At 57.8% G+C, this 21873-nt stretch carries 19 protein-coding genes and 1 tRNA gene; 14 read left to right on the top strand and 6 right to left on the bottom strand.

Annotated features, from left to right (window positions below):
* Window positions 1–127: 127 nt before the first annotated feature.
* From CVT63_05880 to CVT63_05840, 9 genes are all read left to right on the top strand, one after another.
* Window positions 128–1198, top strand: coding sequence for a threonine synthase (locus CVT63_05880; protein ID PKQ27859.1), 1071 nt, complete (start codon window positions 128–130; stop codon window positions 1196–1198).
* An 8-nt stretch (window positions 1199–1206) separates the two neighbouring features.
* Window positions 1207–2382 carry a cofactor-independent phosphoglycerate mutase gene (locus tag CVT63_05875; GenBank protein ID PKQ27856.1) on the top strand — a complete coding sequence of 392 codons (1176 nt, stop codon included), beginning with the start codon at window positions 1207–1209 and terminating at the stop codon, window positions 2380–2382.
* Between the two features lie 305 nt (window positions 2383–2687).
* Entirely contained in the window at window positions 2688–3335 is a 648-nt protein-coding gene (fsa, locus tag CVT63_05870; GenBank protein ID PKQ27855.1) for a fructose-6-phosphate aldolase, read from the top strand.
* 60 nt (window positions 3336–3395) lie between these two features.
* Complete coding sequence (locus CVT63_05865; GenBank protein PKQ27854.1) at window positions 3396–4733, top strand: transcription termination factor Rho; 1338 nt, start codon at window positions 3396–3398, stop codon at window positions 4731–4733.
* 86 nt (window positions 4734–4819) lie between these two features.
* The gene (rpmE, locus tag CVT63_05860) at window positions 4820–5062 is read left to right on the top strand and encodes a 50S ribosomal protein L31 (protein ID PKQ27858.1); all 243 of its coding nucleotides are present in this window, start codon (window positions 4820–4822) and stop codon (window positions 5060–5062) included.
* An 88-nt stretch (window positions 5063–5150) separates the two neighbouring features.
* The gene (locus CVT63_05855; protein ID PKQ27857.1) at window positions 5151–6059 is read left to right on the top strand and encodes a DUF1385 domain-containing protein; all 909 of its coding nucleotides are present in this window, start codon (window positions 5151–5153) and stop codon (window positions 6057–6059) included.
* Between the two features lie 4 nt (window positions 6060–6063).
* A complete protein-coding gene (locus CVT63_05850) occupies window positions 6064–7134 on the top strand; it encodes a peptide chain release factor 1 (protein ID PKQ27853.1) in 1071 nt (356 codons plus the stop codon).
* Window positions 7131–7982, top strand: a complete 852-nt coding sequence (gene prmC / locus CVT63_05845) for a peptide chain release factor N(5)-glutamine methyltransferase (GenBank protein ID PKQ27852.1) — start codon at window positions 7131–7133, stop codon at window positions 7980–7982. Before CVT63_05850 ends, prmC begins: the two co-directional genes overlap by 4 nt.
* Window positions 7847–8629, top strand: coding sequence for a threonylcarbamoyl-AMP synthase (locus CVT63_05840; protein ID PKQ27851.1), 783 nt, complete (start codon window positions 7847–7849; stop codon window positions 8627–8629). Before prmC ends, CVT63_05840 begins: the two co-directional genes overlap by 136 nt.
* Before the next feature lie 102 nt (window positions 8630–8731).
* On the opposite strand, the gene CVT63_05835 is transcribed toward CVT63_05840, so the two are convergent.
* The 3 genes from CVT63_05835 to CVT63_05825 all read right to left on the bottom strand — a co-directional run bounded on the left by CVT63_05835 (window position 8732) and on the right by CVT63_05825 (window position 12807).
* Window positions 8732–10279, bottom strand: coding sequence for a hypothetical protein (locus CVT63_05835; protein ID PKQ27850.1), 1548 nt, complete (start codon window positions 10277–10279; stop codon window positions 8732–8734).
* Window positions 10280–10678: 399 nt separating this feature from the next.
* The gene (locus tag CVT63_05830) at window positions 10679–12580 is read right to left on the bottom strand and encodes a hypothetical protein (GenBank protein PKQ27849.1); all 1902 of its coding nucleotides are present in this window, start codon (window positions 12578–12580) and stop codon (window positions 10679–10681) included.
* A 29-nt stretch (window positions 12581–12609) separates the two neighbouring features.
* Window positions 12610–12807, bottom strand: coding sequence for a hypothetical protein (locus CVT63_05825; protein PKQ27848.1), 198 nt, complete (start codon window positions 12805–12807; stop codon window positions 12610–12612).
* 683 nt (window positions 12808–13490) lie between these two features.
* On the opposite strand from CVT63_05825, the gene rpiB reads away from it, so the two are divergent.
* From rpiB to CVT63_05805, 4 genes are read left to right on the top strand one after another with little or no spacing between them, the layout of a single operon-like run.
* Window positions 13491–13988 (top strand): ribose 5-phosphate isomerase B, encoded by a 498-nt coding sequence (rpiB, locus tag CVT63_05820; GenBank protein ID PKQ27847.1) that lies wholly within the window; start codon window positions 13491–13493, stop codon window positions 13986–13988.
* 13 nt (window positions 13989–14001) lie between these two features.
* Window positions 14002–15249 carry a serine hydroxymethyltransferase gene (locus CVT63_05815; GenBank protein ID PKQ27846.1) on the top strand — a complete coding sequence of 416 codons (1248 nt, stop codon included), beginning with the start codon at window positions 14002–14004 and terminating at the stop codon, window positions 15247–15249.
* 52 nt (window positions 15250–15301) lie between these two features.
* The gene (locus CVT63_05810) at window positions 15302–16093 is read left to right on the top strand and encodes an NAD-dependent protein deacylase (GenBank protein ID PKQ27845.1); all 792 of its coding nucleotides are present in this window, start codon (window positions 15302–15304) and stop codon (window positions 16091–16093) included.
* 1 nt (window position 16094) lies between these two features.
* Window positions 16095–18905, top strand: a complete 2811-nt coding sequence (locus CVT63_05805) for a UPF0182 family protein (protein PKQ27844.1) — start codon at window positions 16095–16097, stop codon at window positions 18903–18905.
* A 13-nt stretch (window positions 18906–18918) separates the two neighbouring features.
* On the opposite strand, the gene CVT63_05800 is transcribed toward CVT63_05805, so the two are convergent.
* The 3 genes from CVT63_05800 to CVT63_05790 all read right to left on the bottom strand — a co-directional run bounded on the left by CVT63_05800 (window position 18919) and on the right by CVT63_05790 (window position 21431).
* On the bottom strand, window positions 18919–19302 hold the full coding sequence (locus tag CVT63_05800) for a hypothetical protein (protein PKQ27843.1): 384 nt from the start codon (window positions 19300–19302) through the stop codon (window positions 18919–18921).
* Window positions 19303–19324: 22 nt separating this feature from the next.
* Window positions 19325–20134, bottom strand: a complete 810-nt coding sequence (locus tag CVT63_05795; GenBank protein ID PKQ27842.1) for a hypothetical protein — start codon at window positions 20132–20134, stop codon at window positions 19325–19327.
* 187 nt (window positions 20135–20321) lie between these two features.
* Window positions 20322–21431: a hypothetical protein gene (locus CVT63_05790; protein PKQ27841.1), complete on the bottom strand. Its 1110-nt coding sequence runs from the start codon at window positions 21429–21431 to the stop codon at window positions 20322–20324.
* A gap of 271 nt (window positions 21432–21702) precedes the next feature.
* Between CVT63_05790 and CVT63_05785 the strand changes: the two genes are divergently transcribed.
* A tRNA-Met gene (locus tag CVT63_05785) sits at window positions 21703–21779 on the top strand.
* Window positions 21780–21873 lie beyond the last annotated feature (94 nt).

Here is a 21873-nt window from a genome sequence, read left to right as displayed (position 1 = left end):
AGGGGGGTTCTGCCCCAACCCTCTCCCACCCCACGCGCTTCGCCCGCGGTGACCCCGGGGCGAGGGGGCGCAGAGGAAACCCTCTCCCGCAGGGGGAGAAGGGGCACAGAGAGTGGACAGGTTTCTAATGAATGCGCAACGGCGATGGCGTGGTGTAATCGAAGAGTACAGAGAGTATCTCCCGGTTGGCGAGGCGACTCCGGTCGTTACCTTGCTCGAGGGCAACACACCGCTTATCCGCGCGCGCAATCTGTCAAAGCGGCTCGATCTCGAGGTGCATCTCAAGTACGAGGGCGTGAACCCGACCGGCTCCTTCAAGGACCGCGGCATGACCATGGCTATCAGCAAGGCGCTCGAGGACGGCGCGACCACCGTCATCTGCGCGTCAACAGGCAACACCAGCGCCGCCGCCGCCGCGTACTCCGCGAAGGCCGGCATTAACTGCGTTGTGCTCATTCCCTCGGGCGCCATCGCGCTCGGCAAGCTCTCCCAGGCGCTGATGCACGGGGCGCAGGTTCTGGCGGTCAACGGCAACTTCGACGACGCGCTGCGCGTGGTGCGCGAGATAGCCGGCGAGCATCCCGTTGTCCTGGTCAACAGCGTCAACCCTTTCCGCATCGAAGGCCAGAAGACAGGCGCCTTCGAGATATGCGACGCGCTTGGGCGCCCCCCGGATATCCACGCGATACCGGTAGGCAACGCGGGCAATATTACCGCGTACTGGAAGGGCTACCGCGAGTATCGCGACGCCGGCAAGATCGACGCGCTGCCTCGCATGCTGGGCTTCCAGGCAGAGGGCGCCGCGCCGATCGTCCGCGGGCGCCCGATCGAGAAACCCGAAACGATCGCCACCGCGATACGCATCGGAAACCCGGCTTCCTGGAAGCAGGCCGTCGCGGCGGCGAACGAATCAGGTGGTAGTATCGATATGGTCAGCGATCGCGAGATACTGGACGCCTATCAGATCCTCGCGGCACAGGAGGGAGTGTTCGTGGAGCCCGCGTCCGCGGCGTCGGTCGCAGGCCTGATAAAGGCGCGAGAGAGCGGGTTGATCGAGTCCGGCCTCACAGCCGTCTGCGTTCTCACCGGCCACGGCCTCAAGGATCCCGATCGCGCCATCGCTGAGTCACAGACACCTCCTCTCATCGAGCCGGACGCCGACGCGATAATGCAAGCGATTGCCGCAGGCCGGAGGTAGTCACTAACATGCCAGGACTCAAGATAGCCGTTCTCGTTCCCGATGGCGCGGCTGATCTTTCCCTCGATGTTCTGGGCGGAAAGACACCGCTTGCCGCGGCGCACATCCCAAACATGGACAGGATCGCGCGCGATGGCATTATCGGCACTGCCGCTACAGTGCCGCCCGGTATCCCGCCGGGAAGCGACGTGGCCAACCTCTCTCTCATGGGCTACGATCCGACAGCAAACTACAGTGGTCGCGCGCCCATCGAGGCCGCGAACCTGGGCATAGATATTCCAAAAGGGTGGACCGCCTTCCGTTGCAATCTGGTAAAGACAGATGGCGAGCGCATGCTCGACTACAGCTGCGGCCACATCAGCCAGGCCGCTTCGGAGCGGGCTATCGAGGCGCTGAAGGCGCTGAACGACGAAGAGACGTGTTTCTATCAGGGCAAGTCATATCGAAATATCATGCTTGTGAAAGGCGACTACGGTAGCGTAGAGTGCACACCGCCGCACGATATTACAGAGGCGCCGCTGGCGCTTCACATGCCTCGAGGCGCGCGCGCCTGGCGCGTCATCGAGTTGATGGAAAAATCGCGCGACGTTCTCGCTCAACTGCGGGATATCTCCGCCGACATGATCTGGTTGTGGGGCCAGGGAGGCAAAACGGCGCTCGAGTCTTTCGAGGCGCTGTACGGCGTGACTGGAGCGGTCATAAGCGCGGTGGATATAGTTTGCGGCATAGGCCGTCTCGCGGGGCTCACCATAATCGACGTAGAGGGCGCCACGGGTTTTCTGGACACCGACTACGCGGCTAAAGGCCGCGCCGCGATTGACGCACTCGAGCGCGGTGACTTTGTCTTCACGCACGTCGAGGCGCCTGACGAAGCGTCACACTTAGGAGACGCCCACGAGAAAGTCAAGGCGCTGGAAAGCTTTGACGAGAGCGTGGTGGCGCCGGTGCTCGAGCACCTGGCTTCGCGGGGCGCCCCATACCGGCTCATGGTCGCGCCCGACCACCCTACGCTTATCAAGACGCGCACGCACGACAGCTCACCCGTTCCCTTTGCCATCTGCGGCGCGGGTATTTCAGCTTCGGGCGCCCCCGGTTTCAATGAAGCCGAGGCCGCAAAGCGCGGCCCGCGTTTTGAGCAGGGTTGGCGGCTGATGGGAAAGCTCCTCGATCCTTCACCGTGGTAAAACGTGGACTTAACTTTGGGGTCAGGCAACGTCTACCGCTTTAGCGGTAGACGGTGCCGGTAGACGGAAAGGTAGACGGTGCCTGACCCCTCTTAAACTTTAAAAAAAAGACCTGCTCCCAAAGTTAAGTTGCCTTGACAGGATACATACAGGTACAATAAGTTTAATTCTGGTTACGTTGCGAAGCTTCGCGGTCACGCTATTTCAAATCCCGAGTTTGAGGTCGTCGAGGCTGTTTGTTCTTGCCAGTTCCAAAGATTCTAAAAACTAAAAAGACACTCTTCGGCTTGCTGGAAGGAGGAAATTTGAAGCTGTTTATTGACACCGCGAATGTTGAGCACATTCGCGAGATCAACGACTGGGGAGTTCTGGACGGGGTAACGACAAACCCGAGTCTCGCGTCCAGAGAGAACCGCAATTACCGCGAATGCGTCGCGGAGATCACGTCTATCGTGGCCGGGCCGGTAAGCGCCGAGGCGGTTTCGATGGAGACGGCGGGGATGATCGTGGAGGCGCGCGAACTCGCGGCCATCGCGGACAACGTCAACGTGAAGATACCGATGTGCCTGGAGGGCTTGAAGGCGATAAAGGCGTTGTCGGCCGAGGACATCAAGACGAACTGCACGCTCATCTTTTCCGCGAACCAGGCGTTGCTCGCGGCCGCGGCGGGCGCGTCTTTTGTGAGCCCGTTTCTCGGAAGGCTCGACGACGCGGGCAACGACGGCATGGAGACGCTTTCCGAGATAATGAAGATTTATGAGAATTACGGAGTGGCGACCGAGGTGATATCGGCATCGTTGCGGCACCCGCGGCACGTCATAGATTCGGCGCTCGCGGGCGCCCACATCGCGACGATACCGTACGACACCTTCAAGAAGATGGCTTGCCACCCGTTGACCGATATCGGTATCGAGAAGTTCCTGGCGGATTGGGAAAAAATCAAGGATCTGTAAGAGAGAAAGGAAACGTTGCACCGTTGTAGAGGCGCGTGCTTCAAGGAGGTACGAACGGAAATGGAAGTTATTGATCGAAGTGTGCTGGAAAGCAAGCTTCTGGCCGAGCTCCAGGAGATTGGAGCGGCTATCGAGCTCGAAGGCGTCAAAAAACTGCGAAAGAAAGATCTCATTGACGCCATTTTAAAAGAGGCGACCGGCGGTAACGGCGCCGCGCCCGGGCCGATAGACCCGATTACAAAAGAACACGTTCCACTTCCCCCCGTCAAGGCGGCTGTCGAGGAAGAGGAGGATGGCATAAGCTCGGGCATCCTCGATATCCTCTCGGACGGGTACGGGTTCCTTCGCGCTTCCGGGTACCTTCCCTCGGAGAAGGATATCTATGCGTCGATGTCTCAGATCCGCCGGTTCCGCCTCAAGCGAGGCGACGAAGTCCGTGGGCAGATAAGGCCGCCAAAGGACTCGGAGAAGTACAACGCTCTCCTGCGCATCGAGTCTGTCAACGGGGACGCCCCCGACGTCGCCCAGAAACGCCGCCAGTTCGAATCGTTGACGCCATTGTACCCGCAGGATCGTCTCAGGTTGGAAACACGCGCGCGCAACACGACGTCGCGGATCATCGATCTCATAGCGCCTATCGGCAAGGGACAGAGAGGCCTTATAGTATCGCCGCCCAAGGCGGGCAAAACAACCGTTCTCAAGCAGATCGCGAACAGCATCACCGAAAACAATCCCGAGGTCTTTCTGATGGTTCTGCTGGTCGATGAGCGACCGGAAGAGGTTACGGACATGGAGCGATCGGTCACGGGAGAGGTCGTTTCCTCGACTTTCGATCAGCCTTCAGATAATCACATCGCGGTTTCCGAGCTGGTGCTGGAGCGGGCCAAGAGGCTCGTGGAGCACCAGCGTGACGTCGTGATACTTTTGGACAGCGTCACGAGGCTGGCCAGGGCTTACAACTTGAGCTCACCGGCAAGCGGGCGCGTCCTGTCGGGCGGCGTCGACTCGACCGCTTTGTTCCCGCCAAAGAGATTCTTCGGCGCGGCGCGCAACATCGAGTTCGGCGGTAGCTTGACCATCATCGCGACGGCTCTTGTGGACACAGGCAGCCGCATGGACGAGGTTATATTCGAGGAGTTCAAGGGCACCGGCAATATGGAGCTTCATCTGGATCGCAAGCTCGCCGACAAGCGTATCTTCCCTGCAATTGACATCGAGAAGTCGGGCACACGCAAAGAGGAGCTGATCATGGATCCGGCGGAGGCCGCCAACGTGTGGAAGCTGCGCAGGGTTTTGCACTCGCTCGATCCCAGTGCCGCTATTGGGATATTGATCGATGGCATTAGGCAGACCAATGGCAACGAGCAGTTCCTGTCGCAGGTGAAGGAGCCGCGGTAACAGACGCGGAATGGGTCAACTGGAGTGGTCAAGTTAGCTGTGCTATGATTCTTGAGCAATTCCGAATACGCGAACTGGAGATCACTTTGAAGAAAGACATACATCCGCCATACATGGAGACGAAAGTCACCTGCTCTTGCGGCGAATCGTTTGATACGCGTTCCACAAGTGAGGAACTGCGTGTCGAGATCTGCTCGAAGTGCCATCCTTTCTACACCGGCAAGCAGAAGTTCGTGGATTCCGGCGGGCGCGTAGAACGTTTCCAAAAGCGGTTTCAGTCTCACATGAACATCAAGGAAAGCAAGGGCGAGAAGTCCCCTGGCGTTTGAGGCGCACAGAAGGCCTCTGGTGAGCGATCAAGAGCGATCTCGCGAAGAACTCCAGATCGGTGGACAGGCGGTCATCGAGGGTGTCGTCATGCGGGGCGCCGACAGGTGGGCGCTTGCGGCGCGGCGTCCCTGCGGTGAGATTTTTGTCGATGTCAACCCGGTTCTGACCCTCGCCCGGAAGCATCCGCGATGGAACAGGTTTCCAATCAGGGGAATGTTCGCGCTCGCGGATTCACTCATTATTGGTGTCAAGGCGTTGTCCATCAGCGGTGGCATATCGCTTGAAGACGTTGTTGAGAGTGAAGCAGACGAACCCGTGGTTCGAGAATCTTGTGACGGAAAGATAAAGGGCGAACGCGCCGCGCCTGTCTCCACGCCGCAGATCGCGATCGCGCTGGTCATAGCGTTTGGCCTGTTCTTTGGTTTGTTCGTCGTTCTCCCGGCGGCGCTCGCGCATCAGTTCGACGGCGTCATCGACAACACGGTGGTTTACAACCTGATTGAGGGTGGCATCAGGATCACGATATTCGTCCTGTATCTGGCGGCGATGTCTTTGATCCCTGACATAAGGCGGGTTTTCATGTATCACGGGGCGGAGCACAAGGCCGTGCACGCGTACGAGTCCGGCGCGCCGATGACAGTTGAGTCGGCCGCGAAGTTTTCGAGGGCCCACGTGCGATGCGGAACAGCTTTTGTGCTCATTGTCTTTGTGGTCAGCATACTCGCGTTTTCGCTCATGGGGAGGCCGGCGCTCGCGCTCCGCGTGCTCGAGCGGCTGGTGGTGATCCCGTTTGTGGCCGGATTCTCCTATGAAATAATCAAGTTCGCCGGAAAGCGCGAGGATTCTCGCGCAACGAAGGTGTTGATGGCGCCCGGCCTGCTCCTCCAGAAGCTCACGACCCGCGAGCCGGACGAGGCGCAGCTCGAGGTCGCGATTTTGGCGCTCGAAGCGGCGATCGGCAGCGCCCCTGACGTTGCCGTGGCCGTGAAAGTCTGATGGCATGTTTGAGAGACTTGAACTTTTGAAACAGAGATTCGACGAGATTGACCGCAAGATGGCCGACCCTGAAGCGATGGCCGACCAGAAGGAGTACCGCGAGCTCGCGCGTGAGCGTTCGTGTCTCAAAGATGTGGTCGCCGCCCATGATCGCTACCTCGAGCTCGAGCGTCAGCTCACCGATGCGCAAGAGATGCTTCTCGATGAGACGAACGCCGAGATGGCTGAGTTCCTCCGTTCGGAGATCGACACGCTTGCTTCCGCGAAATCTGACTTGTGTGAAGAGATCAAGGAATTGCTTCTGCCGCGTGACGAGATGGCCGGCAGAAACATCATAGCCGAGATACGAGCCGGAACCGGCGGCGATGAGGCCGCGCTCTTTGCCGGTGACCTGTTCCGCATGTACTCGCACTGCGCGGAGAATCATCGGTGGAAGCTCGAGAAGCTTTCCGCGAGCCCGTCCGACATGGGTGGCTTCAAGGAGGTCATCTTCTCGCTTGAGGGCAAGGAGGTCTGGCCGCGCATGAAGTTTGAGTCGGGGGTTCACCGTGTGCAACGCGTGCCCGCGACTGAGTCGAGTGGGCGCATCCACACGTCGACGGCCACTGTCGCGATACTCCCCGAGGCCGAGGCTGAAGACGTCACCGTGGAGGCGTCCGATCTCAAGGTAGACGTGTTTCGCTCGTCGGGTCCGGGCGGGCAGTCGGTGAACACGACCGACTCGGCCGTGCGCATCACACACAAGCCTACCGGACTGGTCGTCTCCTGTCAGGACGAGAAGTCTCAACTGCAGAACAAGGAGAAGGCGTTGCGCATCCTCAAGGCAAGGTTGCTTGATGCCATCAGGCATAAGCAGCAGCAGGAGGAGGCCGAACAGCGGCGCAACCAGGTGGGCACGGGAGAGCGCAGCGAGAAGATACGCACATACAATTTTCCCCAGGGCCGTGTCACCGACCACAGGATAGGGCTGACTGTTCACAAGCTCCAGGCCGTCCTGGAGGGCGACCTCGACGACATCACCGACGCGCTCATGGGAGATGAGAAGGCGAAGGCTCTCAAGGGCGCCGGCTCGTGAATCTCGTCGAGTATCTCGCAAAGGCGTCCGAGTATCTGATGCGGCACGGTGTGGCGTCATCGCGTCTGAACAGTGAGCTGTTGCTGGCCAACCTGCTCGGCATCTCACGGTTGGACATCTACACAAACTTCGACAGGCCGCTCGCGGAGGCTGAAGCGAACGCTTATCGTGAGGCGCTGGCACGTCGCGCGGGTGGTTGTCCTCTACAGTACATCACGGGTGAAGCTGGTTTTCGTGGAGTGACGCTCGAGGTCGCGCCCGGCGTGTTCATCCCGAGGCCGGAGACGGAAGTGCTGGTCAAAAAGGCGCTCGAGGTTCTCGAAGAACCCGAGGCCGCGTGTCGCGTACTGGATCTTGGCACGGGCTGCGGCAACATCGCCGTAAGCATCGCGGTGGAGCGCCCACGGGCCGTTCTTGTGGCTGTCGATTGCGACGAGGCCGCGACCGCCCTGTGCGCGCGCAACGCCTCTAAAGCGGACGTCGAGGGCAGGGTTGACGTCCGCGTGGGCGACCTCTTCGAGCCGCTCGATGGCGTGGCGCCATTTGATCTTATCCTTTCCAACCCGCCCTATATTCCGGTGGCCATGCGCGATTCGCTGCCGGTGGAAGTTCGCGACTTCGAGCCGGAGCAGGCGCTCTTCGCGGGCCCCGACGGGCTGGACGTCATAAGACGGATAATCGACGGAGCGCCGCCGCGCTTGGTCGCGGGCGGATGGCTCGCCCTCGAGGTGGACGAAAGCCACGCCGACGTGGTTGCCGAAGAGCTCGAGTCCGCGGGCTGGTTGGACGTCGAGGTTTTCGAGGATCTGGCGCTCAGGCCGCGCATAGCGCGCGCGAGGCGGGGATAGCCGTGCTCGTCATTAAAACCGATCAGGAGAAGTTCGATCGCGGCGACATAGAGCGTTGTGCGGAGGCGCTCCGGGGCGGCGCCATCGGCGTCATTCCGACCGACACAGTGTACGGGATAGCGGCCCTGGCATCAGATGCCGGCGCCGTCGAGCGCGTCATGCGCATCAAGGAAAGGGCGCCGGACAAGCCGCTTCCCGTCCAGGTCGCCTCGGTGAGGGACGCCAACCTGCTGGGAGTCGCGGACGGCCCGGCCGCGGTCGCTCTGATTGAGCGCTTCTGGCCAGGGCCGCTGACTCTTGTCATGGAAAGGCGTCCGGTGGTGGAGTTGCCCTGTCAGCCTGGCGGCACTATTGGAATAAGGATCCCGGCGAGCCCGTTCTGTCTGGCGCTAATCAAGGAAGCGGGCTATCTGGTGGCGCCAAGCGCCAACCCGCGCGGCGCCCCGGCGCCGCAGGCGGCAGACGGACTCGCGCAGGAGATTCGAGACGCAGTGGATTTCGTCGTTGACGCGGGATCATGCCCCGGCGGCGTGGAGTCAACCGTGGTCGATATCAGCGCCGGTGTCGAGGTCTTGCGTGAGGGCGCGATCCCGAGCGACGCGATCAACAAGGCGCTCGAGGATGCGCTCGGGGAGCGCGGCAGGTGACGCGCGCACTCACCGTATCTTAAAATTCTATCCATCGATGGAGATAGGCAAGAGAAGCGGCAACTGTTCAAGCATGATCAGCGCTATCACCGTTGACGATTATCAACCGGCGGTCTTTATCAACTCCACGATGAACTCACCAAACGGCAAGACGTCACCCGCGACCTGACCTTGCTTGAGAGCGTCAAAATACCGGGCTTTCTGGTCGACGCGGATCGTTACCCATGGATATCCCGACGAAACAAGGAGGTAGTCCATCAGGAGTCTTGCGGTTCGGCCATTGCCATCGACATGCGGATGTATCGTTACAAACCAGTAATGTGCGAGGACTGCCTTGACAACAGGGTTCTCCACTTCATTGAGAGAAGTCACAAAACTTGCCATAAGCTCAGGGATTTTCTCTTGAGATGGGGGAGTGTAGGGCGTTCCCCTGATGAATGCAATGGCATTCCGGTACATGGTGAGACCAAGATAGTCAGTGATTCCAGCATCAGCCGAGGGCTTGAAGAGCTGGCAGTACGTATCTTTGATCAATTGCTCATCGACCACAGGTCGGCCAAAATCTCCTTTGATTCGTCCAAGGACAAAATCGAACGCCCCCGCGTAACCGATTATCGCCATTCGGTTCCTGACCTGTTCAAAATACCTGTTGTCCTTCCTCGTTCCGGGGACAACTCCGGACAGCAAAGCATCGACTTCCTCGGGCGTGATTCTATATCCCTCAAGGGTTGTTGAGTGGTACGTGTCGTACCGCTTGTGCTCTTTCGCCTGACGCAGCAATTCTCTCAACGGTTGCCTCTTGATCCTGCTGATCTTCCGGGCCATGTGCCCGCGCAGAACCTGCTCAAACTCGTTGAACAGGTCTTCCTGGCGAAGAACCCACGGCGGGGAATCCGGTTTTGTCCTTGACACATGTTCTTGTTCGCCGGATGTGGCACGTTTTATGACCCGGTAGTGTGTGTGAGTTTCAATGGCTTTTGCAAGAATCACGGCCAGCTCGGGTCTGCCTGATTCCTCAGACAGATGAATAAGGCGTTTGTAAAGCACCGGCTTAGGTCTGGTGGCATAGATCGCTTCGATTACTCCCGGGTCGAAATCGGCGCCGGCCACAAAGTTCCTGGTCTCCAGGGTCACCGGTAATTTCGCAGTGTCGACAAGAACTCGTTCCGGTCTGTCTACCGGAATCTTCGCCTGCGCAACTTGCATCTTTCTTATGAGCCGCTGATCGAAATCGGCATCGTAGGCAAGCGAAATGTTGAAGCCGAGAGGCAGTTGCAATTTCCAGTTTGTTTTTTTTCTTGTTCGAACCAGAAGCTGCTCCTGCGCACATTGACTCCCGTTTAGAAGCAATAGGGCGGATTGACCTCGAACCGACCAGTGATCAAAACGAGACAGCGTCTTCTCTACCAGTTGCCAATAAATAATCGGGAATATATCCTCCAGGCTGTCTTCGGGTTTTTTGAGTATCCAGAACCCTCTGGCACCCTTACTCAGGAACCCTTCCTTTGCCAGGAATTCCCTCTGCCTCTGACCGGGCATTTCCTCGGTCGACACTACACTCCGACCCCTCTTTATCATATTTGCCCACCATGAGGTGGCCTCGTCTTTCAAGCTCATTTTGAATCCTTCATAGGAATTCCTTGTCAACATACGAAAGGAATTAATAGTTATCTATTGCCAGTAATTGTTCATCAACATATTAAAGGAGTTTCTTTACATGTTCAAGAGGAGGGGCCACGCCCATAATCCTCTGTAAATCTTCCCGCAGATGGCGTAGCGGTACTTGATGGGGTTGCCGCAGCCCTCCTCGCAGAACTGGGGGGCTACCTGGACGTCGACATCGGAGTGGCTTGGATCCTGGTACTTGAAGATGGTCTCGCAGGAGCGGAAGGCGTATGTGTTGCTCTTTATCTCAACGACATCTGTGGCGCCGCAGTTGGCGCACTTGATCTGCTCAATGGCATCTTAAGAACCAACTGCGTTTACACGAGAGAAGCGCCTCCCGAGAAGTAGTAGTAGCATTCTGATAATTCTCGAGCCGGCGACTTTTCAGTCGCGTAAGCCTCTGTAGGCGTCAAAGAGCTTCATTTGAGCACCTTCGTCACGTCGTCGCTTACGTCTGGCTTCCGATGATCGCAGGCAAAACATTTCCTCACGGAGGGCGTCTCTGAAAGGAAGCGCTGATGGAACTTCTTCCATAATGAATTCGATATCCGACTCTCGGAACTTCAGATGCACCATTTCCGCCGCCGTCCGCGGGCTGTCGGGTGTTCCCATAGGCGAAACTATGACTTCGAGCATATCGTCGTTGCCCGGCCAGCAATAGGAATTGGCCCAGTCCAGTGCAATGCCATTGGGATCCACCTCAAGAAATTTGGCGTAGGAGACCAGCCTGGCACGGGCATCCGCGCGCGTGGCAGTAGGCGTCGTTTGTGAGTGCTCTCCCGTGAATTGCCGCCACATTTTTTCCGCGTCCGGAAAAATTTGCCCGTCGGGGTTGGGATGCACAACACCGAGTGAGAGTTCTAGTTGCTCCATCTTCCGGAAACACGAGGCCGCCGCTCTGAGGTCGTCATTAGTCAGCTTCGACCTTTTCATAAATGCTTCAAATCTGGCGCGCGACGATGGGCTCTTTTTTGAGATGTTCTTGGCGATGCTGGCGATCGACATTTGCTCCAGCCAGTATGGTGGAATGCCCGCATGGAAAAGCGTCCTGCACAGCGTGTTGAATCTCTCTATGGTGATTCCAAAGTTTTCTCGAAGAACTCGTTCGTAGAGATCCCGCTTGCGATAGTATTCAAAGTGAGTGGCGAGGAAACCGTCTTCCTTCTCCCCTGCGGTCGCTGCCTGAATACCCCGGTCAAGCAGGTCGGCGAGAGCTTCGTGCTCGCCACTCATGCGAACCTCTTTACGGAACCTCTCCAAATTCATCCTGAACTCTCGGGCAAGATCCCATGCGTTCGTTTTCCCGCCTCCTGCGAGAGCGCACCTGGTTCCAGGCCTGCTTGCCCAGGTATGCGCCGCCCGCGCGGGATTGCTAAGCCTCTTTCCCCCGAGAGGAGCACAGTTGTTGATGAACATCGAATACAGCAGTTGAACGCAAAAAAATCCAAGAGCGCTTCCCATGGGCGTACAGGCAGGGTCGAGGGCCACGTGCATCCGTGCTTCAACATTGGGCGGGGCCGAAAGAACATCGCAAATTTTCTCGGCGACGATGTATGGAGGGGCGAACCAGTTCCGTCTTACGCGGCGCGTAACCGTGGCTGCGGCAGTTGGCGACACGCAAAATCCTGAAGGCCCCAGACCACCGGAACCCAGCAACGTTATGAGGGAGACAAGCGCGCTTGAAAACTCATCCATCTCCGTGTCGTCGAGTTGGACAGGGCTGTAAATATTAATGTGGCGGAACAGACGGAAGGGCTCACGATGGCCGAAGCGCGGGATTGATCCGGGGTGTGTGGTCACGAAAAATCCTTTGCTGTCTTCGTCAATTCGTGTGAGGGCGCGCCCAAGGATTCCCTTGAGTTTTGATGAGGAATTAACCATAAAGCTGGGCTCTACTCGCTCGCCCGTCGCAAGGTCGCAGATCAGGTGGTTAAGCCCCGCCCCTTCGACAGAAAGGCAATCCCCTGTAGAATTGAAAATTGCGCGCGTTTGCTCGAAATCGGAGGGCTTCGTGAGGCGCTTCACGAAGCCACCTTCCGCGTAGCACTGGTCCTCAATCGCTTGTGATAGAAGCTCCTCCTCGCGCGCCTCCTCGCGCCAACTGGAAAAGCCGATCGAAAATTCGTTGGGGATGTTTTCAAGGGACCCTTCCTCGTACAATTCCAGAGGGTCAGAGGGCTGCGGCCAGGCGCGATCAGCTCTGCCTGGAGTTATCCAGATAAAGACATGCTCCTCCTGTCCGCCAACGGGGAAATTTACCGCGCCAGAACTCGTCGGATGTTCCATCACATTCAAACTCAACCTCTGATTGGGCTCTAATCAACTTCGGTTATGTCCGGAAGCTCGCCCTCGAGCGGTCGTTCGAGCAACGGCTTGAGAAGAGGCGCGCTTTCACCGGTGGGAACACTCGGAGTGGGGGCGACAGGCGCCTCCGGGCGCGCAGGCGCTTGTACCGGGGCATCTGAAGCGCCGGGCGCGGCCACGATCCTCTCCGATATTTGATCCTGCTTCATCATCAACCTCCTTTCCCAAATCGCTTCAGCAACATTGGCATTTTCGTTTGTCCACAAAGAGCAGGCATAGTCATTGTTTGCGCACAAGAGAAAATGGTTGATTATTCTTGATTGATGTGTTTGAAAATGAAAAAATGTTTTCCCATTCTTCACAATCGTAAGCTAAGTGCCCCTTTCCATAAATACGCTCGCATTCGAACGCCGCTGCATCCGCGCCTGCTGCGTTCCGCTTCCTCGCCGTACTCACCGAGTACGACTCGGTCGCGCGCCTTGCAGGAACGGCGCATCGACGCTCTCGATACGTTACCGTATTTATGGAATGGGGCACTAAGCCACTAAGCCCACAAAGTTCTGTACTTTCCCTCTCCCCAAGACGAAGGTCACACCTCCGGGCAGGCGTCACCCCCTCTCGCGCCGCCGGCGTTCCAAAGATGGGCCGGCCGGCGAGTTAATCGCGCGTTGCGCTATTCGATTCAGAGAAGTCCGGGCTTACGCCTTCGCGGGCTCCCCGTCCGGCGCGGGCTCCCCCCGGCTCATCGAAGGGCCAGACCCCGGGACCTTCGAGCCAGGGCACCCGCATGTTGTTCTCGATCACCGCGGGGTCGAGACGCGGCTCAAGGAAGTCGTGTTAAAATTTGATGTGAGTTTTGTGTTTTCGGCTGACTGGCGATAGTGGAGTCATGATGAACAGATATGACATAACCGGCGGGCGGATTATTTTCCTCGGAAGTGATCACGCCGGCTTTCAGCTCAAAGAATTTCTAAAGGCTTCGCTTCTCGAGGCGGGCTATGCCGTGAACGACCTGGGGATCCGCAGCGAGGAATCGTGCGACTACCCTGATATCGCGCTGGCGGTGGCTGAGGCTGTCAGTATGAGTGAAACCGCGAGGGGCGTTCTTGTGTGCGGAACCGGCGCCGGGATGGCGATAGCCGCCAACAAGGTTCCGGGCGTGAGGGCGGCGGCATGCAACGAGCTTTACACCGCGAAGTACTGTCGAGCGCACAACGACGCAAACGTGATAACAGTGGGCTCGCGCATCCTCTCTGCACAGGAAGCGATGAATGCGTGTAAAGTTTTCCTCGAGACAGATTTTGATGGGGATGACGCGCCCGGCGCGCGCCACTTGAGACGGCTCGAGAAGATTCGCGAGATTGAGCGCAAGTACGGAAGGGAGAGTTGACCTGTATTCACGGATGAGCGATTGGGCGCTGGCGAGATTCGACCCGGAGATATTCCGATCCTTGAGTCTCGAGCTGAACAGGGAGCGCGACAAGATCAACCTCATAGCGAGCGAGAATTACACCTCGCGCGCTGTTCTCGAGGCGCAGGCGTCGGTACTCACCAACAAGTACGCCGAGGGTTACCCCGGAAGGCGGTATTACTCCGGTTGCGAGCCCGCGGATATCGCGGAGGCGCTTGCCGTCGAGCGTGCGAAAGAGCTTTTTGGCTGTGAGCACGCGAACGTGCAGCCGCACGCGGGCGCTCAGGCCAACATGGCCGCGTACCAGGCCGCGATCAAACCCGGAGAGACCCTTCTGGCGATGGACCTTCGCTGCGGCGGGCACCTCACGCACGGTTCGGCCGCGAACTTCTCGGGGATGCTTTACAAGGTCGTCCATTACGGCGTTGACAGGAAGACCGAGCTCCTGGACTACGACCGGATTGCCGCACTCGCGCGCCTCGAGAAGCCGCGCATCATAGTAGCGGGGGCGAGCGCGTATCCGAGGACCATCGACTTTGCCGCATTCAGGTCGATCGCCGACGAGGTTGGCGCCCTGCTCATGGTTGACATGGCGCACTTCGGCGGGCTCGTTGTCGGCGGCGTCCACCCCGACCCAGTGCCGCACGCGGACTTCGTGACAGGGACCACACACAAGACGCTCCGCGGCCCGCGCGGAGGGTTCGTTCTCACGACCGACGAGTACCGCGAGAGGCTCGACTCGAGCGTGTTCCCCGGCATTCAGGGCGGCCCGCTCATGCACGTCATTGCCGCGAAGGCGGTCTGCTTCAAGGAAGCGATGGCGCCTGAGTTCAAGCGCTACGCCGAAACGATAGTGGCGAACTCGCGGGCTCTATGCCGGAGAATCGCATCGGAAGGGTTCAGAATCGTGTCGGGTGGCACCGACACGCACCTGTTTCTGGTTGACCTGCGCCCGGCCGGCGTAAGCGGCAAGGAGGCGCAGGACATCCTGGACTCAGTCGGCATCAACGTCAACATGAACGAGATCCCCTACGACGAGACACCACCAACCGTGACGAGCGGCATACGCATCGGCACACCGGCGGTCACCACCCGCGGCATGAAGCCCGATGACATGGAAGTTCTGGGTGACTTGATCTCCAGAGCCCTCAAGAGCGGCGACGACGAGTCCACGCTGGATGCGGTGCGCGCCGAGGCCGCGGATCTCATTAGCCGGTTTCCCATCTATCCGGACATTTGAAAGACACATGCTTTTTTGAGGTAGACGGAAAGGTAGACGGTGCCTGACCCCTATGTATGCAGATTTGCGTGAGGATCTAACCTTGAGTGAAGAGATAGAGCGAGCGGCAAGGCTGATTGACGGGGCGGGCACGGTTGTCGCCCTTACCGGCGCGGGCATCTCGACCGAGTCAGGCATTCCAGACTTTCGCTCGGCCGGGGGACTCTGGACGCGATACGATCCTATGGCTTGCGCGACCTTCGAGTCGTTCGTCAACGACCCCACCAAATTCTGGGAGATGGCCTCGGAGTTGAATCCCATGTTGGAGACGGCGGAACCCAACCCGGCCCACCTGGCCCTCTTCGAACTCGAGGGCTCTGGCAAATGCGAGGCGGTCATAACCCAGAACATCGACAACCTGCACCAGCGCGCCGGAACGACCGATGTTCTCGAACTGCACGGCACTTATCGCACAGGCACGTGCTTGAGTTGTGGCGCGAACTACACGTATGAGGAGATAAAAGAGTGCGCATTGCGCGAGGGAATCCCGGTGTGCAAGGAGTGCAAAGGGGTCATCAAACCGGATATCATACTCTTCGGCGAGCCCTTGAACGCTTCCGTCCTCCAGCGCACGGTGGAGCTCGCGGAGCGCTGCGATCTGATGCTTGTCATCGGTTGCGGCCTCGATGTGTTCCCGGCGGCCTCATTGCCAGAGTGCGTTCATCGCAACCGGGCGCATCTGATTTTCGTTAATGTTGCGCCTACCGCCCGCGACGATCTCGCGGATGTTACAATTCTTGAGCAGGCAGGAGTTGCCATGCCACGCATCGTAGAAACGTACAGGCGGCTGTTAGGTAAGGAGTGATATGTCAGTAGGACCACAAAATATCGAGGACTTCAGCAAGAGGCTGCAGGAACTGCGCGACTCAGGCGCTGCGGGCCTGCGCGAGCAGTTAAAGGGCAAGTTCACAAGAGGGCGCATAACGTTGCTCGCCCTCGTGTTTCTGTTGCTGTTCATAGTGCTCGTAATAGAGCCACTCTCGAAGTTTTATACGGACGCGCTCTGGTATAACCATGTGGGATTCCAGAACCTGTTTTATAAGACGCTGGTGGCGAAGATACTCTCGGTAGTGGCCTTCAGTCTGGCCTTTTTTGTTCTTCTCTACGGGAACATCTTCCTTGCGCGAAAGATATCCCCCGAGCAGAAGTTCGAGCTGGCGGGTTCGCCGTTGGAGGAGATAATCGAAAAGGCAAAGGGCGCCTGGAAGAAACTCGTGAGCGTCGGGCTCGTGATCTTCTCGGGCGTCGCGGCGCTCATTGCCGGCTCAGGTTGGGGGGGCAAGTGGGACATCATTCTGAAGTGGCTCAACCCTTCGGCGTTCAACAAGACCGACCCGGTGTTCGGCAAAGATATCGGGTATTACGTGTTCTCCTACCCGTTCCACCGCGCGCTCGCCGACTGGCTCATTGGCGCGTTCATGTTTGTGCTGGTCGTTACCGCGATTATCTACGTCTTTGAAGGCGGCATAAGGCTAAAGGGCGGCTGGGACATGTTCTCGTCCCATGTCCTGGCGCATCTCTCTGTGCTGATGGCCGCGGTATTCGTGGTCAAGGCGTACTCATACCGGCTGAATATGTACGAGCTGCTCTTCTCCAAAGGGGGCGTCGTTTACGGCGTCGGTTACGCGGATGCCAGGGCCCTGATTCCGGCGCTGTGGGTAATGCTGGCGCTCGCGCTCGGCGCGGCTGTCGTGCTGCTGGTAAACGTACGCGCGCGCAGCTGGCTGCTTCCGGTCATAGTCGTCGGTTCGCTGATCGTTGTGGCGCTTCTTGGCGGCACTATTTATCCGGCGATCGTGCAGTCCTGGCGCGTGAAGCCCGCCGAGAGCAGTCGTGAGAAGCCCTACCTCAAGCGGCATATCGACGCGACGCGCGATGCCTATAAGATCAATAACGTGCAGACGAAGGATTACCCGGCCGAATATAACTTGAACGATACCGTTATCCAGAAGAACAGGGCGACCATTCAAAACATAAGGCTATGGGATCCGCGCCCGATTCTCAACACTTTTGGGCAGATGCAATCCATCAGGCAGTACTACAAGTTCAACGACGTGGACGTGGATCGTTACACGGTCAACAACGATTACCGTCAGACGATGATCAGCGCGCGCGAGATGGTTCAGGAGCAACTGCCCGAGTCGGCGCGCACCTGGGTCAACGATACGCTTGTCTATACCCACGGCTACGGCGCCGTCATGTCCCCGAGCAACGATGTCACATCGGAGGGCAACCCGGATTTCATCATCAAGGATATTCCTCCCGCAGGGCCTACCAACATACAGATAAAGACGCCGCAGATCTATTTCGGCGAACTCTCCAACGACTACGTCGTGACGAACACAACCGAGAGAGAGTTCGATCGCCCGCAGGGAGACAAGGAAGTGCGCGCTGTCTATAAAGGCACAGGCGGGATAAAGGTCAAATCCTTCTGGCGCAAGTTGCTGTACTCGATCAGGTTCAGGGACGTCAACCTCATCCTCAGCGGGCAGGTGCGCGGTAAATCTCAGATAATGTACTACCGTAGCATCTCTAACCGCATCAGCAAGTGCGCGCCGTTTCTCAAAGTTGACGGAGACCCTTACCTCGTGGTCACGGACGCGGGCAAGCTGGTCTGGGTGGTGGATTGCTATACCACCACTGACAAGTACCCGTATTCCGAGCCCACAGCGGGCATGGGCAACTACGTGAGAAACTCCGTCAAAGCTGTCATAGACGCGTACGAGGGAGATGTCTCGCTTTACGTGATCGATTCCAGTGACCCGGTGGTAGAAACGTATCAGAAGATATTCCCGCAGATATTCAAGCCGTTTGACGCCATGCCTCCCGACATCAAGAAACACCTGCGCTATCCCGAGGATCTTTTCTTGGCGCAGGCCAACGTTCTTCAGACGTTCCACATGGTCAGCCCGAATCAGTTCTATAACCGCGAGGACCAGTGGGATTTCCCGCAAGAGCAGTACAACAACCAGCGCCAGATGATGCAACCGTATTACATTATTCTGAAGTTGCCCGGAGAGAGTTCCGAGGAGATGGTTCTGCTCATCCCGTTCGCGCCTCACAACAAGCAGAACATGATATCGTGGCTCGGCGCGCGGATGGACAACGGGCACTACGGGGAGCTGGTGAATTTCATCTTCCCGTCGGGCAAGTTGATATACGGCCCTGAACAGGTCGAGGGACGGATAGAGCAGGATCCGGAGATATCAAAGCAGTTGTCTCTCTGGCGGCAGGCGGGTTCGGAAGTCATACGCGGGAATCTCCTGGTTATTCCGATAGAGGGCTCACTCCTATATGTCGAGCCGCTGTACCTGCAGGCGACACAGATAAAGATCCCGCAGGTCAAGAGGGTTATCGTTGTCTATAACCAGAACGTCATCATGGAGGATTCACTGGACAAGGCGGTTCTGCGCGCGTTCGGCGCCGCGCCGCCACCATCGACCACATCCAAAACGCCTGTCACTCCGTCGCCGGCCATGCAAAGCCTGGCTACGCAGGCGCTTGATCTTTACAACAAAGCTGTGGATGCGCAAAAGAGCGGGGACTGGGCGGGATACGGAAATATCCTGAATCAGTTGAGTGGTGTGCTCAAGCAACTGGCGCAGCAGGCGAAATAGCGGCGCGTCAGCGTCAGACTATTCGAAGTGTCCGCGCGAAATCGAGGTATCCACGGAGGAGCATCCGCGGAATTCCCGCGTTGACCTCGTAGGTCATTACACAGTCATCGTGGGTCTGGTTGATGCACTCGCGCGCCCTGATCACAAAGTCCTCGAGCTTCTCAGAGGCGGCCATATACTCGCACGCCGCGCGGTTCAGCTCGACGGACAGGTCGGGGTTCTCGTGCGCTCCCTGTGAGATGACAATCTCGCGCTCGACCTTTTCGATCGAATAATCCTTGCCTTCGACAGTGGCCTGAAGGCACGCGCCACTCTTGAGTGGCTCTATCAGCTTGCAGCCGGGGTATTTTCCGAAAACCTCTTCGAGGAGTTTCTTGATGTCTTTTTTCCTGCCCATCTACTTTTGTCTCCCGGTGTGATTATATTTTGACAACAGTTTGGATCCGCCGCCGCCCGTTTATCTCAACCAGCACGTAGTGGTGGAAACCGTCCATTCCAAGAAGCGGCCCGCCCGCTCCGCCGGTGATCGTAATCAGCAGGTTGCCTTCCTTTTCTTTTTCATATCTATGGAGGTGTCCGCAGAACAGTTCCTCGACCCCGCCGGCGGACAGCACCGGAGCGAGATTCTCGTTCGCGTTTATACCGGCGATTTGTTCTCTTGAAGCTTTTGAAGAATAGGGGTAGCGAGGCGGCACGTGCGCTACAGCGAACGTGTGCTCGAAACCTTTCGCTTTTGCGGCCTTCAGATCCGCTGCGGCCCACGCGCGCATCCCCGGGGAGAAGCCGAGGCTCGGAACGCTGTTGTCGATCAGGAGAAAGTGACAGTTTTTGAAATCAAATGAACCGTGAGTCTGGCCCACATAGCTCGCGTAGCTCACATTTGATGTCGCGACGTCGTGGTTGCCCGGGACGCAGTAGTAGCGCACATTGCTCGCTTTCATCTTGTTCATGAAGTTCTGAAACTCGGTTGGTGTGCCGCCGCCCGTGAGGTCACCCGCGATTATCAGAAAATCTACGGATTTGGCCGCCTCGAGCACGCGATCGAAAACTTCGTAATTGTTCTGGGGGTCTCCGCATACGATGAACTTGAAGCTCGCTCCGCTATCGCCGGGCGTGGTCTTCGCGGGCTTCTTCGCGCCGCAACCCGCCACGAATGTGATCCAGCAGAGCAACAGGAGAAGCGCGGCTATGACTGTTCTTTTGTTACATAGGTTCAATCGTCTTTGCATAACGAGAGTATGTTACCGCAAATTTAACTTTGGGGTCAGGCACCGTCTACCGCGCAGCGGTAGACGGTACCTGACCCCTGGTTGCGGTAGACGGAGCGGTAGACGGCGTCTGACCCCTCTGGACGGACGATCGACTTTAAAAAAAAGACCCCAAAGTTAAATGAGCAGGATAAATCGCGCTATCGCGCTATTTGCTGAACCGGCAGAGTCCCTCTACATCGTGTCTGCTCGAGAGCCTGCTCACTTTTACCACGTCTCCAGTTTGCGGGGCGTGCAGGAACATGTCGTTTCCGAGGTACATCCCGCAGTGATGAGGGGGTGAGCCGAAGTATACCAGATCGCCGGGGCGCGCCTGCGAGAGCGGGATCTTGATGCCACGGTTGAACTGCATCGCGGCGTTGTGCGGGATGTCGATGCCGTAGAGCTTGTACACGTACATGGTCAAACCGGAGCAGTCAAAACAGATACTGTGCACACCGGTTGGACACTTGCCAGGGCCCGCTCCCGCCCAGTGGTAAACAACGCCCAGGTATCGCAACCCGGCCTTCGCGACGGCGCCATTCGGGATTGTGGACAGGTAATCTTCGGCTTGATGGTTCAGGGCTTCATCGCCCGCCCGCTGGGCCTGCTGCTCACTCGCGAGCATGCGCTGAATGTCCTGATTCAAGCCGTTGAGCAGGGTCTGGCGCTCGCCGAGCTTTGTCTCCACCTGTATTCTTTTGGCCTCGGACTGCTCGACCAGGCCTTGCTGCTGGCGGCGCTGTTCATTCAGTTGGCGATCGAGCAACTGCACGGAATCGCGCGTGCTCTTGATGCGATCGACGAGTTCAGCGTCGTTGCGCGCCACCCTGGACATGTAATCCGCGCGTTCCAGGAACTCGGAGAAGTCCTTGGTCTTGAGAAGAACCTCCAGCATGGATGTTCGACCGTTTTTGTACATTGAGGCCGCTCGGCCGTTCAGCAGATTTCGGCGCGTTTTGAGTGATTGCTGTATTTCGGAGAGGCGTTTCTGAGTAACTTCGACTTTATCGGTGATAGCGTCGAGGTCTATCTTGACACGGTTATACGCCTCGGTTTGCACTGACATTTCTTTGTCGAGGGCATTGATTTCTTGAGCGACTTGCGCGGCTTGCTGGCTTTTTGAGGCAATGTCACCGGCAGGTTGGGCGTGAAGGCCCACCGGCGCCGCGACGAGCATAATCGCCGCGCACATAGCGAGCGCCGCCGCAACCGTGTTTCTCGCCATTTTTTTGCTTGCTCTCATCATGCCGCCTGTTTGCGCGTTGGGCTGTTTCAATCACGTCGCGATCGAGTGACGCGCGCGCAACGCCAGCCATTTACCAGATTCAACTATTGGCAACCTAGCATTATCCTGCTTTTGGGCGTTGTGGTCAATAGTTATTGTTAATTATTGTGATTATATTTAATTACTGTCAAGGTGATATTAGTAATGTTGTCATATGAGGTTGTAGTTGGGATTGTCAACAAGTGACCAATACTGTTAAGTTCGCCGGGGCGGTTGATTTTTAGGTTTCGATGGAACACAATAAGGACTTGAAAGAAAGCGGTGCGGGGTGGAGCAGTCTGGAAGCTCGCTGGGCTCATAACCCAGAGGTCGTCGGTTCAAATCCGACCCCCGCTACCAACGTGCATTCTCACCTGACTGGACACTGAATCTCATCTTGTCTGGACACTTCCGGAGCGTAGCGACGCTGGCCGGCGCCCCATAGTGTTTCGCC

Origin of the sequence: Candidatus Anoxymicrobium japonicum (assembly GCA_002843005.1) — a bacterium.
GTDB classification, from domain to species: domain Bacteria; phylum Actinomycetota; class Geothermincolia; order Fen-727; family Anoxymicrobiaceae; genus Anoxymicrobium; species Anoxymicrobium japonicum.
The sequence above is the reverse complement of the archived record's forward strand: the minus strand, read 5'-3'. Positions and strand labels throughout refer to the sequence as shown.

Excerpts from the sequence above, each read along its gene's own strand:
- CVT63_05855 (PKQ27857.1), top strand. The coding sequence starts at position 5,151 with ATGCGGGGCGCCGACAGGTGGGCGCTTGCGGCGCGGCGTCCCTGCGGT.
- CVT63_05825 (PKQ27848.1), bottom strand. The coding sequence starts at position 12,807 with ATGAAGCAGGATCAAATATCGGAGAGGATCGTGGCCGCGCCCGGCGCT.
- CVT63_05880 (PKQ27859.1), top strand. The coding sequence starts at position 128 with ATGAATGCGCAACGGCGATGGCGTGGTGTAATCGAAGAGTACAGAGAG.
- CVT63_05875 (PKQ27856.1), top strand. The coding sequence starts at position 1,207 with ATGCCAGGACTCAAGATAGCCGTTCTCGTTCCCGATGGCGCGGCTGAT.
- CVT63_05800 (PKQ27843.1), bottom strand. The coding sequence starts at position 19,302 with ATGGGCAGGAAAAAAGACATCAAGAAACTCCTCGAAGAGGTTTTCGGA.
- CVT63_05815 (PKQ27846.1), top strand. The coding sequence starts at position 14,002 with ATGAGCGATTGGGCGCTGGCGAGATTCGACCCGGAGATATTCCGATCC.
- rpiB (PKQ27847.1), top strand. The coding sequence starts at position 13,491 with ATGAACAGATATGACATAACCGGCGGGCGGATTATTTTCCTCGGAAGT.
- CVT63_05805 (PKQ27844.1), top strand. The coding sequence starts at position 16,095 with ATGTCAGTAGGACCACAAAATATCGAGGACTTCAGCAAGAGGCTGCAG.
- CVT63_05835 (PKQ27850.1), bottom strand. The coding sequence starts at position 10,279 with ATGTTGACAAGGAATTCCTATGAAGGATTCAAAATGAGCTTGAAAGAC.
- CVT63_05865 (PKQ27854.1), top strand. The coding sequence starts at position 3,396 with ATGGAAGTTATTGATCGAAGTGTGCTGGAAAGCAAGCTTCTGGCCGAG.
- CVT63_05810 (PKQ27845.1), top strand. The coding sequence starts at position 15,302 with ATGTATGCAGATTTGCGTGAGGATCTAACCTTGAGTGAAGAGATAGAG.
- CVT63_05850 (PKQ27853.1), top strand. The coding sequence starts at position 6,064 with ATGTTTGAGAGACTTGAACTTTTGAAACAGAGATTCGACGAGATTGAC.
- CVT63_05840 (PKQ27851.1), top strand. The coding sequence starts at position 7,847 with ATGGCTCGCCCTCGAGGTGGACGAAAGCCACGCCGACGTGGTTGCCGA.
- CVT63_05795 (PKQ27842.1), bottom strand. The coding sequence starts at position 20,134 with ATGCAAAGACGATTGAACCTATGTAACAAAAGAACAGTCATAGCCGCG.
- CVT63_05830 (PKQ27849.1), bottom strand. The coding sequence starts at position 12,580 with ATGGAACATCCGACGAGTTCTGGCGCGGTAAATTTCCCCGTTGGCGGA.